At 65.4% G+C, this 12,672-nt stretch carries 11 protein-coding genes; 7 read left to right on the top strand and 4 right to left on the bottom strand.

Annotation, left to right across the window (positions count from 1 at the left end):
* Positions 1-24 precede the first annotated feature (24 nt).
* Positions 25-858, bottom strand: coding sequence for a DUF72 domain-containing protein (locus C8J98_RS12640; RefSeq protein WP_233260222.1), 834 nt, complete (start codon positions 856-858; stop codon positions 25-27).
* 51 nt (positions 859-909) lie between these two features.
* On the opposite strand from C8J98_RS12640, the gene C8J98_RS12635 reads away from it, so the two are divergent.
* Positions 910-1,530, top strand: a complete 621-nt coding sequence (locus C8J98_RS12635; protein WP_107913550.1) for a response regulator transcription factor — start codon at positions 910-912, stop codon at positions 1,528-1,530.
* Positions 1,531-1,542: 12 nt separating this feature from the next.
* Here C8J98_RS12635 and C8J98_RS12630 read toward each other — a convergent pair whose 3' ends face one another.
* A complete protein-coding gene (locus tag C8J98_RS12630; protein ID WP_107913725.1) occupies positions 1,543-2,520 on the bottom strand; it encodes a helix-turn-helix domain-containing protein in 978 nt (325 codons plus the stop codon).
* A gap of 96 nt (positions 2,521-2,616) precedes the next feature.
* On the opposite strand from C8J98_RS12630, the gene C8J98_RS12625 reads away from it, so the two are divergent.
* From C8J98_RS12625 to bla, 3 genes are all read left to right on the top strand, one after another.
* On the top strand, positions 2,617-3,258 hold the full coding sequence (locus tag C8J98_RS12625; RefSeq protein WP_107913724.1) for an HD domain-containing protein: 642 nt from the start codon (positions 2,617-2,619) through the stop codon (positions 3,256-3,258).
* Between the two features lie 72 nt (positions 3,259-3,330).
* Positions 3,331-4,431, top strand: a complete 1,101-nt coding sequence (locus C8J98_RS12620) for a PepSY-associated TM helix domain-containing protein (protein ID WP_107913549.1) — start codon at positions 3,331-3,333, stop codon at positions 4,429-4,431.
* Positions 4,432-4,598: 167 nt separating this feature from the next.
* On the top strand, positions 4,599-5,420 hold the full coding sequence (bla, locus tag C8J98_RS12615) for a subclass B3 metallo-beta-lactamase (RefSeq protein ID WP_107913548.1): 822 nt from the start codon (positions 4,599-4,601) through the stop codon (positions 5,418-5,420).
* An 89-nt stretch (positions 5,421-5,509) separates the two neighbouring features.
* Here the strand turns inward: bla and C8J98_RS12610 are convergent, their stop codons facing one another.
* Together C8J98_RS12610 and ligD are read right to left on the bottom strand one after the other, a co-directional pair.
* Positions 5,510-6,400: an acyltransferase gene (locus tag C8J98_RS12610; RefSeq protein WP_107913547.1), complete on the bottom strand. Its 891-nt coding sequence runs from the start codon at positions 6,398-6,400 to the stop codon at positions 5,510-5,512.
* Positions 6,401-6,447: 47 nt separating this feature from the next.
* The gene (ligD, locus tag C8J98_RS12605) at positions 6,448-9,003 is read right to left on the bottom strand and encodes a DNA ligase D (RefSeq protein ID WP_107913546.1); all 2,556 of its coding nucleotides are present in this window, start codon (positions 9,001-9,003) and stop codon (positions 6,448-6,450) included.
* A gap of 142 nt (positions 9,004-9,145) precedes the next feature.
* Here ligD and C8J98_RS12600 point away from each other — a divergent pair, with 142 nt between their 5' ends.
* The 3 genes from C8J98_RS12600 (at position 9,146) to C8J98_RS12590 (ending at position 12,668) form a co-directional block, all read left to right on the top strand.
* Entirely contained in the window at positions 9,146-10,084 is a 939-nt protein-coding gene (locus C8J98_RS12600; protein ID WP_107913545.1) for a fimbrial protein, read from the top strand.
* Between the two features lie 89 nt (positions 10,085-10,173).
* Entirely contained in the window at positions 10,174-11,862 is a 1,689-nt protein-coding gene (locus tag C8J98_RS12595) for a copper resistance system multicopper oxidase (RefSeq protein ID WP_107913544.1), read from the top strand.
* Entirely contained in the window at positions 11,859-12,668 is an 810-nt protein-coding gene (locus C8J98_RS12590) for a copper resistance protein B (RefSeq protein ID WP_233260221.1), read from the top strand. The genes C8J98_RS12595 and C8J98_RS12590 overlap by 4 nt, the downstream gene beginning before the upstream one ends.
* The last annotated feature ends 4 nt before the right edge of the window (positions 12,669-12,672 follow it).

Raw genomic sequence — 12,672 nt, 5'->3', positions numbered from 1 at the left:
TCGTCCGTTCGGGAAAGGGAGAGATTATGCGTTGTCGGCGAGCTTGCCGAGCGCCACGGCGGCCGAGGGGTTGCGCTCCTTGGCGGCGGAAATGAAATAGACGAAGACATCCCGGGGGGCCTGCTTCGACAGCGCATCACCGACATGGGGCAGGTCGACGGGATCGCCGCCTGACGCCCAGGTGGCGGCGTGCTTCGCCCAGGATTTGAGTTCTTTCGCAGGATACCCGTTCTTTTCAGCCGCCCGGCTGCGCATCAGACGGGCGTAGACGAAGGATCCGGTCAGGTCCGCGAAGGACGGATGTTCGGGCGAGTCGGTGAACACGGTGGCTACGCCGCGGTCCCTCGCGAGTTCGAGCCAGCGCCCGTCCATGTAACTCTCGTTACGTACTTCCACCGCATGACGTAGGGTCACGCCGCCGGCTTTCTCGGGCAGCAGGTCGAGGAAGGCCGCCATGTCGTCCGGATCGAAAGCGCGGGTGGCGAGGAACTGCCAAAGGATCGGTCCGAGGCGGTCGCCCAGCGCGCTGGCGCCCTCAACGAAGCGTTCGATGCGCTCGCCCGCCGTGGCCAGCAGCTTTGTCTGCACGATGTGGCGTGGTGCCTTGACCGAGAAAACGAAGCCTTCGGGCGTTTCCGCCGCCCATTTCCGATAGATCGCCGCGTCGGGTGCTCGGTAATACGTGCCGTTGATCTCGATCGCCGTGACCTGTCGGCTGGCATATTCCAGCTCGCGTTTCTGCACGAGATCGTCGGGATAGAACACCCCTCGCCACGGTGCGAACACCCAGCCGCCCATGCCTGTTCGGATGTGCCCGGGGGCAGTGGGCTTGTTGCTGGCGCGCCTGGTTGCCATCATGGGGCGATGCTCGCAAGTTCATGGTGGATGCGGTGTCGTTATACTCCGCCCATGCCGTCTATCCGCATCATGACCGTCGACGACCACCCCCTGCTACGCGAGGGCATCGCCGCGGTCATCGAAGGCCAGGACGAGCTCCAGCTGGTGGCGGAGGCGAGTACCGGCGAAGAAGCGATCGAGCGTTACCGCGAACATCGCCCGGACCTCACCCTGATGGACCTGCAGATGCCGGGCATCGGCGGTCTCGCCGCGATCGAAGCGATCCGTGGCGAGTTTCCCGACGCGCGCATCCTGGTCCTGACCACCTACCGCGGTGACGTGCAGGCACTGCGGGCGTTCCGGGCAGGAGCCCAGGGTTACCTGCTCAAGAGCGAACTCCGTAAGGAAATGCTCAGCACCATTCGACAAATCATGGACGGCAAGCGCCGTGTACCCCAGGAGATAGCGCACGAAATGGCAGGCCACGCGAACGACGACGAGCTGACCCCCCGAGAGACCCAGGTTCTCACCCGTGTCGCCATGGGGGAGGCCAACCGCGATGTCGCGGTGTCCCTCGGCATCGCCGAGGAGACGGTTAAGGCGCATATGAAGAGCATCCTGGCGAAGCTGATCGCCAACGACCGCACGCATGCCGTGGCCATCGCTCTGCGCCGGGGCATCATCGACATCTGAAAGCCTCCGCGGTCAAGCGCGCGCGTGCGCGTGCCGCTTGCGGTACTCGGCGGGCGTCACGCCGACGCGGCGCATGAAGGCACGCCGTAAGCCGTTGGCATCGGCGTAGCCACAACGAGCGGCGACGCGCTTGGGCGTCTCATGGCCTTCCTCGAGCAGGCGCCGGGCTGCTTCCACGCGCATGGTCTCGACGAACTCCGCCGGCGTCATGCCGACCTCGTGGCGGAAAATGCGCGCGAAGTGCCGTGGGCTCATGCCGACACGTTCGGCCATGGCCGTGACGGAATGCTCTTCCGCCGGGTGGGCGGCCACGTAACGCTGGAGCTCTTGCAGGGCCCCGCGGCCGGCCGGCGCGGCCTCGCCGTGACGACTGAACTGCAGTTGCCCGCCCGGACGCCGGTAGAACACCACCAACTCGGCGGCCACCGCCATGGCGATGTCGCGACCGAGGTCTTCTTCGACCAGGGCGATGGCCAGGTCCATGCCTGCGGTTACCCCCGCCGCGGTGCAAACCGGGCCATCGCGGACGACGAAGGCGTCGGCCTCGACCTGCAACGAGGGGTGCCGCTCGGCGAGCAGGCCGGCCACCTTCCAGTGCGTGGTGACGCGGCGGCCCTCGAACAGTCCGGTCTGGGCGAAGAGCAAGGCGCCGCTGCAGATCGACCCATAGCGACGCGACACCGCCGCGTGGCGGCGCAGCCAGTCGAGCAGGCTGTAATCGATGGCCGCGGAGGACAGGTCGGGCGAGCCGGCAACCAGCAGGGTGTCGATCCGCTCGAGGTTCTCCAGGGTGCTGCGGTCCGGCAGGAAACGCATGCCGGACGAAGCGGTGACCGCCAGCGGGGCGGTGCCCACGGTAAGCACCCGGTACACCTCGCGCCGCGTCTGCCGGTTGGCCTCGGCGAACACGTCGGCAGGCCCGGAAACGTCAAGCATCTGCACGCCCGGCGGGGCCACGATGGCGACGGTGAGGGGAGGCGGCGACTGCATGGCGCACAACATGGCAGAAATTGCTATGTCGAGTCAAATCAAGACGGCCGCCGGAGAGCGTCCAATGGTTGCACCCACCGCATGAGGCCCACCGCCATGTCCACGACCATTGCCGGCATCGCCATTCCCGACAGCGCCCTCGCCCGCGAGATCACTGATCTGGTGCGCGACACCGAAACCGACCTTCTTTACCACCACTCCCGCCGCGTCTTCCTGTTCGGCGCCCTGACCGGCAAGGCCAAGGGCCTGGCGTTCGACCCCGAGCTGCTCTACGCAGGTGCCATGTTCCACGACATGGGCCTGGTCCCGGCCTATTCGAGCAAGACCGAGCGCTTCGAGGTGGACGGTGCCAACACCGCTCGCGACTTCCTACGCTCGAAGGGCATCGACGAAGCCCAGATCGACATCGTCTGGGCCTCGATCGCGCTACACACCACGCCTGGCGTGCCACAGCACATGAAGCCGGAAATCGCCCTGGTCACCGCCGGCGTCGAAATGGACGTGCTCGGCCTCGGCTTCGAGAACGTGGCGACCAGCGACCGCGAGACCGTGGCGCAGGTGCACCCGCGTGGCGGCGCCTTCAAGGAAGGCATCATCGACGCCTTCTACAACGGTGTCCGCAACAAGCCGGAAACGACCTTCGGAAACGTGAAATCCGACGTCATGGCCTACAAGCAGCCGGGCTTCAAGCGCACCGATTTCACCCAGTGCATCCTGCATAACCACTGGCCATCGTAAGAAACTGTCAATTGATCTGAGAATCATTCGCACCTACGATGACGGCCTTTCGCTTCCCGCAAGGCCGTCTTCATGCCGCACCCGCGCCGTTTCCGTTCGACGCTGAAAACGATGCACCTGTGGCTTGGCCTCAGCCTTGGCCTCGTGCTGGCACTGGTGACCCTCACCGGCAGCGTCTTGCTGTGGGAGGACCCGCTGTTCGCGGCCGGCCACCCCGGACTGACATCGCGCCCCCTGCCGGACCTGGCGACCCAAGGGCATTCGCTGGCGACCCTGCTCGCGTCCCCGGACGGCAAGGGTTTGCGGGGCCTCTCGCTGCCGGACGAGGAACTACCGGTATGGGAAGCCCAGTCGCGCGGCGGCGGCCGCAGCTACTTCGACGCGACCACCGGAGAGCTGCTCCTGCGCCGCGAAAAGACCGGCGACGTCATGCTCTTGCTGATGGATTGGCACACCCATCTCCTGAGCGGTGAAGTAGGTGAAACCATCCTCGGCGTCGTCGCATGCACCGGCTTGTTCATGCTGTTCTCGGGCGTGTGGCTTTATTGGCCCGGGCGTCGTCGCGCGCTGAAACACCTCAAGCCGCACACCAACCCGCCCGTGCTCCGTTGGGCAAGCTTCCACCGCTTCGTCGGCGTCGCTGCCCTGCCCTTGCTTATCGTCATGATCGGCACCGGCACCACCATGGCGTATCGCGGCGCGGTACGTAATGGTCTCGCCTCGGCCTTCCATGAAGCCCCGCCCGCCAAGCCACCGAAGCTGCCGCCCGCGCACGGGGATATCGACTGGCCGGCCGTCCTCGCCGCCGCCCAGGCCGCCGCTCCCGAAGCTGAACTCACCCGCCTGATGCTGCCGCAGAAGGACAACGGCACGCTCGTCCTGCGCGTCCGCCGTCCCGGCGAATGGAACAAGGACGGTCGCAGTTCGTTGTGGATGGACCCGGTGGCCGCGCGCGTGATCGGTGGCGACGATGCGACGAAACTCGGACCGGGCCTGCGCCTGGCCAATGCCCTGTTTCCGATCCACTCGGCGGCCGTCGGCGGTCTGCTCTGGCGCATCGTGGCTTGCCTCACCGGCATGCTGCCGATGTTCCTCCTGGTCACCGGCTTCCTCTTCTGGCGCGCCCGCCAACACCGTCCCACCTTCCCACAGGCTAGCGGCGCTACCGGCTGAATCATCGCCGCTGAAGCGGCTCCCACAAGAGGCTTGGCTACCTGCTCCCTGTGGGAGCCGATTCATCGGCGAACGCTCGCTTGCCACAACTTCGCCCGTTCCCTGGCACCCATCCGCCCTACCCCCTCGCCTATCCTGCGTTCCGCCTTCCGAAGGGAACCACCGATATGCGCCGCACCCTGCTCGCCCTCGCCTGCTGCACCGCCCTGCCCGCTTTCGCCCATGACGCCGCACCGGTCGTCACGGGAGCCAATCCGGCATGGACGCAACCGGTCGCGCCGCACGTCATCTATGGCAACACGTACTTCGTCGGCACGAAGGGCCTTTCGGCGGTTCTCATCACCTCGCCTCAGGGCCACGTGTTGATCGACGCGCCCTATGTGTCCAACGCGAAGCTGATCGAGGCGAACATCCGCAAGCTCGGCTTTCGCGTCGAAGACATCAAGCTGATCCTCAACACGCATCCGCACCACGATCACGCCGGTGCCATCGCGCAACTGGCGAAGGACAGCGGCGCACCGGTGCGAGCGACGGCAAAGGCTGCCGAAGCGATGCGTCTGGGTGGAAAGTATCCTGACGATCCGCAATACGATCCGACCGAAAAGGCCTATCCCAAGGTCGACGCGAAGGGCGATATCGTCGACGGCACGGTGGTGCACGTGGGGCCATTGTCACTGACCGCGCACATCACACCCGGCCATACGCCGGGCGGCACGGCATGGACATGGCAGTCGTGCGAGGGCACGTCGTGCAAGAGCATCGCCTTTGCCGACAGCCTCTATGCGTTCGCGGCAGGCACCTATCGCTTCAGCGATCATCCGGCGTATGTCGCCGAGTACCGCAAGACCTTCGACCGCGTTGCCGCACTGCCCTGCGATGTCCTGATCACGCCTCACCCGGAACAGGGCGAAGGCAAGACCTGCAAGACCTATGCGGACGCGGGCCGCGAGAGGCTCGACGAAGTCCTCGCCAGGGAAGCGGCCAGGTAATCCCGGGCCTCGCTTCCTGTAGGAGCCGATTCATCGGCGAGCACCCATTCGCCGATGAATCGGCTCCTACAACAGCAGGTCTGGCCGGCTCAGTGGCTTAGCATCGCTGTAATGCGCGCATCTTTCTCTGCCCAGAGCTGGTTCACCCAGTTCTGGAAGCGCTCGCGATACACCGCATCGTTCTCGTAGTCGCCGCGCATCGAAGGATCGATGGACAGGCGGCGCACGTGGATGCGAATTTCGCGAATGCGACCGGCGATCAGGTCCATCATCGTGCCCGGTCCCGCCGGGTAGACAATCGTGACGTCGAGCATCTGGCGAATCGCGTCGCCCATGGCGTCGATCACGAACGCGACGCCGCCGGCCTTCGGTCGCAGGAGGTGCGTATACGGCGACTTCTGCGCGTCGTGCTTGGCCTTGGTAAATCGCGTGCCCTCAGTGAAGTTCATCACCGAGACCGGTACATGGCTGAACTTCTCGCAGGCGCGGCGGGTGGCTTCGCGATCCTTGCCGCGCAGTTCCGGCTTCGCTTCCAGTTCCTGCTTCGAATGACGCTTCATGAAGGGGAAGTCCAGCGCCCACCAGGCCGGCCCGAGCAGGGGCACCCAGATCAGCTGGCTCTTCAGGAAGAAGCGCATGAAAGGAATGCGCCGGTTGAAGATCTTCTGCAGCGCCGGAATATCCACCCAGCTTTGGTGGTTGCACACCACCAGATAATTCTCACGTGCACTCAGGCCCTCCAGCCCCTCCACCTGCCACTGCGTGCGGGTAAAGGCAGCGAACAGCCAGGCGTTGACGCTGAGCCAGCTCTCCGCGATATGCACCAGGACGGGTGCAAAGCCGTTGCGCATGGCGCGCACCGGAATGATCAGGCGAACCACCGTCAGCAGCAGGAGCGGCCCCACGTGCAGCACCGTACTGACGAAGAGCGGGACGCAGGCGAGGGGAATGCGCAGGAATCGGGGGAGCGAAACGAACATAAGGTCGTCACGAAAGGATGAGGCCGCAGTTTACTTGGATCGCCCCATCAGCGCGCCGAGAGGACCTCATTGACCGCTTCGAGGTCCTGTTGCACCTGGTCGATACCTTCCCAGGGGTCTTTCTTCAGCCGAGCGAGCCGCTTCGGCACAGCGGCCAGGTCGAACGCGTTGCCGGATTTGAGCTTGCCCAGTTCTTCCCAGCGCAGCGGCACGGCCACGGGGGCGCCTGGCCGTGACCGCAGCGAATAGGAAGCGACCGCCGTCGCGCCACGGCCGTTGCGCAAGTAGTCGACGTAGATCTTCCCGCGGCGGAAGCGCTTGCTGGCCGTGGCGACGAACTCCAGGGGATGCAGTTGTGCCAACGTTTCCGCGAAGCCGCGGGCGAAGTCCTTCACCGTGCTCCAGTCGGCGCCCGGGTTCAACGGCACGACCACATGCAGGCCCTTGCCGCCCGTGCTGCGTACGAAGGAAACCAGCCCCAGTTCCTCGAGAAAGCCGCGAACCATGCGTGCGGCGGCGATCACACGGCGCCATTCGACATCCTCCCCGGGATCGAGGTCGAACACCACGCGGTCTGCGATATCCGGCGACTTGACGTGTGATCCCCAGGGATGGAATTCGACCGCGCCGAACTGGACCAGTTCGATCACGCCGGCCTCGTCCTTCGGGTACAGATACACCGCCTGGGCACCTGTCTCCTCTTTCAGCTTCGCCGTGCCGACGTGCGCGAGACCGGCCATCACATGCTTCTGGAAGAAGCAGGGCGAGCCGATGCCACCCGGACAGCGAATCGTCGACGTGGGCCGATCGGCGATCGCCGGAAGCAGCCATGGCATGACGGCGCGGTAGTAGTCCACCACCTGTTGTTTGGTGATGCCGTCGTCGGGAAACACGATTCGGTCGGGGTGGGTGATGACGATACTTTTACCGACAGTTCTGGTTTCACCTGCGGCCACGGGCTTGCCGGCCCGTCTTGTCGCCGGGCGACGGTCGGAATCGCGCAGATCCTCGGGCGCCTTATCCACGCGCAACGCCTTGAGGCTCGGTTGTCGCAGGAGGTTCTTGTTACCGATGCCGCGGTAATACACCTCGGCGACCGCCTTAGGGGGAACCCATAGCGCACCGCGCAAGGTCGGGTCGACGGCGTCGATGCGCACGGTGGGCTTCTTCGCGCCGCGTTTTGTCAGGGTCTTGCCCAGCTCGCGCAGCATCTCGTCGGTAAACCCGGTGCCGACCCGACCCACGTACGTCCAGCCGCCGTCTGCGTCGGGTCTGGCGAGAAGCAGGGAGCCGAAGGTCAACCGGGAACCTTTAGCCGGGGTGTAGCCGACCACGGCGAACTCGTCACTCTCCAGTCGTTTGATCTTCAGCCAGTCGTCGTTACGACCACTGCGATAACCGCCATCGGCGCGTTTGGAGATGATCCCTTCGAGTTTCTGCTCCATCGCCATGGCGAACACCTGGTCGCCGTCGCCGAGGTTGTGACCGCTGTAGGAGAGCAGGCGAGGTGCATGCGAAAGCAACCGTTCGAGCAAGGCCTTTCTGTCCCTGAGCGCGACCTTGCTGAGGTCGTAGCCTTGCAGATAAGGCATGTCGAAAAGCATGTAGGCGAGCGGTGCCTGCAGTTCACCGGACAGCGTGCGCTGCAGCGCATTGAAGTCGCTGCGCCCCTGCGTATCGAGCGCGATGAGTTCGCCGTCGAGCCGTGCGCTTTCCAGACCGAGGCTTTCGATGGCGGCGACGATTTCCGGCAGGCGATCATTCCAGGGCAAGGCATTGCGCGACCACAGCATGACCTTTCCCTTGGCCACGCCGGCCAGGATGCGATAGCCGTCCCATTTCACCTCGTGCAGCCAACCGTCGCCTTGCGGCGGTGTCTCCCGAAGACGCGCAAGCTGAGGCGCGAAGAACTCGGCGGAGGCTTTTGCCTTGCGCGCCCCCTCGAGGGAGCCTGCCGCCCTGGTCAACGTGGTTACCGGGAGGCGTCGTGCCTTCGGCGCCTTGGGCGCTGCCTTCGTGGGCGCCGCCGTTTTCTTTGCGCCAACCCTTGCTACCGGGTTCTTCGTCGCGCGGCGTGTGCTCTCGCGCATCTTCGCGTCGAGCAAGTCGTCGGCTTCCATATCGCTCGCGTAGGCGTCGCTCGCCTTGATCAGGAACCACGAGGGCTGGCGCTCCTTCTTCCCGCTACGCACCAGATGCCAGCTCCCTTTGAGACGTTCGCCGAACAGTTCGAAAGTGAGGTGACCTTTGAGCAGCTGCGCCTCGGCGTCGCCCGGGGTGGACCAGACGCCACGGTCGAACGTGTCGACATGGCCCTTGCCGTAACCTTCGTCGATGTCGCCTTCGAAACCGGCATAGGACACCGGGTGGTCCTCGACTTCCACCGCAAGTCGCTTCACCTTCGGGTCGAAGCTGGGTCCCTTGGGGACGGCCCAGCTACGTAACACGTCACCTACCTGCAGGCGGAAGTCGAAGTGCCGGCGCGATGCATGATGGAGCTGGACGACGAAGATGGCACGGCCGCGCCCGCGCGCGGAGCCGTCGGGGGCGGGCTCCCGCGTCCTGGTGAAGTTCCGCTTGCGGCGATAATCCGTCAGGCTCATGGGCGGATCATTGGCGCGATGCGGTGAATGGACCGTGCATCCCGGGTGGTGCGCTGTCGGCGCTATTTCAGAATCCTCCGATGGGCATCACGTGGTGGCGTGAGCAGACTCGATACAGTCTCTCCTTCGTGAAGCCATCGTCATGTCGCTTGCCCGTATCGTTCGTCTCGCCTGCCTGCCTGTTGCCTTGTTCGCCCTGCCTGCGCATGCGGGTTGTCTGGGTTATCCCTCACAGGGTGGCCCGCAGGTCCTCTCGTTCGGTACGGTCTCCGTGCCGGTGGATGCCCCCGTTGGCACGCCTCTGGCGGAGAAAGTCACCACGGGCTGGACATCCTCCAGGTTCAAATGCCTCTACCCGACCCGCACGTCCAGCCTGGGTAGCTTCGTCTCGCCCAGCGCCAGCGGTGGCGGCATCTACGACACCAACGTGCGCGGCGTCGGCATCCGTATTTACTTCGACAATGGCAACAACGGCGAGCTGCTCGTGCCGTACCGTACGTCGATTCCCTTTATCTTCGATGCCACCCTCGTCTCGCACTACCGCGTGCAGCTCATCAAGACCGGCGCCGTCGACGAGGGTGGGGCGCTTACCTCGGGAACACTCGCCCGCGGCGGCTACGACGACCGTGCGCAGGTCTGGGTGGACCTGCTGGACACGCGTATCGAGCCGGAGCGACCCACCTGCGCCTTTGCCTCACGCGGCCTCACCTTTGCGCTGGACAAGGTCGATGGCCGCGACCTGCTCGTCGCCGGCAGCAGCCCGTGGGTCTCGCAGGCACTGGTCTCCACCGGTTGCAGGAATGCCACCCAGATACTCATGAGCTTCACGGCGGCGCCGGACGACCACGACGCCTCATTGTTCAAGATCGGAGGCGCCGCTCCGGCCACCGGCGTCGCCGTGGAACTGCGCAGTGACGATCCCGATACCCAGGTCATACCCAACGGGCCGTCGCCCTTGATCCTGCCGGCGGTGCGTGAAGGGCGCAGCTACGGATTTCGCGCCCGCTATCGCCGCGTCGGCCAGACGGTGACGCCCGGTGCGGCCAATGCTTCGATCGTCGTCAACGTGAGCTACCGTTAGGCCGCACGGAGCCTGCTCCAGAGTTGTCGCGCCTCGACCATCGTCGTTACGCTCGGTGTTCTTTCGATGTTCCGGGCTCGGGAAACGACATGCGCGATCACGGCGAACCAACGATCCACCTGCCACGCCGCCGTTTCGTCCAGGGCGTGGCGGTGGCAGGCATCGGGCTGGGCTTCGGCGTCGTCCGACCCGCCACCGCGACCGAGCCGATGCGGAGTGCGGGCGAACTGGCCGGCCCTGACATGACCCTGGACATCCGTCAGGCTGCCGTCGACTTCACCGGTCGCGCACGGACCGCCGTGACGGTGAATGGTGGTGTGCCGGGCCCGATCCTGCGTTGGCGCGAGGGCGAGTCCGTCATCCTGCGCGTGCGCAACCAGCTCGACACCGTGTCGTCGATTCACTGGCACGGCCTCGTGGTGCCCTTCAACCAGGACGGCGTGCCGGGCCTGAGCTTCGACGGCATACCGGCACGCAGCGAGTTCACTTATCGCTTCGCCGTGAAGCAATCGGGCACCTATTGGTATCACGCACACAGTCGTTTCCAGGAACAGAGCGGCCTGTACGGTGCCATCGTCATCGCCCCGAAGGAGGGTGAACGCCACGCGGTGGACCGTGAGCACGTGATCCTTATCAGCGACTGGACCGATGAGGATCCCGAGCGCCTCTATGCCAAGCTGCGCTCGCGCAGTGATATCTACAACTACGCGCAGCCGACCGTTGCCGACTTCTTGCGCGACGCGCGTGCGAAGGGCTTTGGCGATGCCATGGCCATGCGTCGCATGTGGAACCGCATGCGGATGAACCCTGGCGACCTCGCCGATGTATCGGGCGCGACGTACACCTACCTCGTCAACGGCAGCGCGCCGGCAGGCAACTGGACCGGCTTGTTCCGGCCCGGCGAGCGGGTCCGGCTGCGCCTGATCAACGGTTCGTCCAACTCGATCTTCGACCTGCGCATTCCTGGCCTGCGCCTGAGCGTGGTCGCCGCGGACGGCCAGGACGTGGAGCCTGTCATGGTCGATGAGCTCCGCCTTTCCGCGGCGGAAACCTATGACGTGATCATCGAGCCGCGCGAGGACCCCGCCTATACGATCTTCGCCCAGTCGATCGACCGCTCGGGTTTCGCCCGCGCCACGCTAGCGCCACGCGAGGGCATGCGCGCCGAGGTGCCGGCACTCGATTCCCGACCGCGCCTGGCGATGCGCGACATGATGGGCTCGATGGCCGAAGACAGCGGCGATGGCGGCGGGATGGTGATGGCCCACCACGCCAGCACCGAGTACGGCCCCGGTGTCGACATGCGTGTGGACATGCCACGGACCAACCTTGACGATCCCGGCGTCGGGCTGCGCGAGCGCAGCCATCGCGTCCTTACCTACGCCGATCTGCGTACGATCGGCGGTGCGCTGGACACGCGCGAGCCGGGGAGAACGATCGAACTGCACCTTACCGGCAACATGGAGCGCTTCGCGTGGTCGTTCGACGGCGTGAAGTATTCCGCTGCGACACCGGTGCATTTCCGCCGCGGCGAGCGCTTGCGCGTGCGCCTGGTCAACGACACCATGATGAATCACCCGATTCACCTGCACGGCATGTGGAGCGAGGTGGAATCGCCGGATGGCGAGTTCCTGGTGCGCAAGCACACGGTGAACGTGCAGCCCGCCCAGCAGGTGACTTATGCGGTGAATGCCGATAACCCCGGGCGGTGGGCCTTCCACTGCCACATGCTCTATCACATGGAAGCGGGCATGTTCCGCGAAGTGGTGGTCTCGTGAGGCGCTTCGTATTTGCCCTGCTGGCGCTCGGTACCATCGCGTCGGCAGGCGCACAGGACATGAAGATGGGCGCCATGCAGGGCGGCAACGCGCCAGCCGACGCGCGCAGCCCCGACTGGTCCGATGGCGTGCCGTCCAGCAGCATGCACGGCATGGCCATGCATGACATGGACGACACCGCTCCTGTCGGCATGCTGTTGGTGGACCGCCTGGAGTCGTTCGCGGGGCAGGGTGGCCACGGCCAGTCCTGGGAGGCCGAGGGCTGGTACGGCAATGACAGCGACAAGCTCTGGATGCGCAGCGAAGGCGAGCGTGAAGGCAACCGGCCGCGCGATGGCGACGTCGAGTTGTTCTGGAGCCACGCCGTGGCGACCTATTGGGATACTCAACTGGGCGTGCGGCGCGACATCGGTGAAGGTCCGAAGCACAACTGGGCAGCGTTCGGCGTGCAGGGTCTCGCGCCGTACTGGTTCGAGCTGGAGGCGACGGCGTATGCGGGTGAGGGCGGACGTACCGCCGCACGCGTGCGTGCGGAGTACGAACTCCTGTTTACCCAGCGACTGATCCTCCAGCCGGAAATCGAGATCAACGCGTACGGCAAGGATGACGTGCAGCGTGAGTTGCGCGCGGGTATCTCAAGTGTCGAAGGTGGCCTTCGGCTTCGCTACGAGATCCGCCGCACCATCGCGCCGTATGTCGGTGTGTCCTGGGAACATCTCACCGGCGCCACGGCCGGTCTCGCACGCAACGACGGCCGGCGCATCACCGATCGCCGCTGGGTGGCCGGCATCCGTATCTGGCTCTGAGCGG

This window comes from Luteibacter sp. OK325, assembly GCF_003050935.1.
GTDB lineage: Bacteria > Pseudomonadota > Gammaproteobacteria > Xanthomonadales > Rhodanobacteraceae > Luteibacter.
This window is presented reverse-complemented; position numbering and strand designations above follow the sequence as displayed.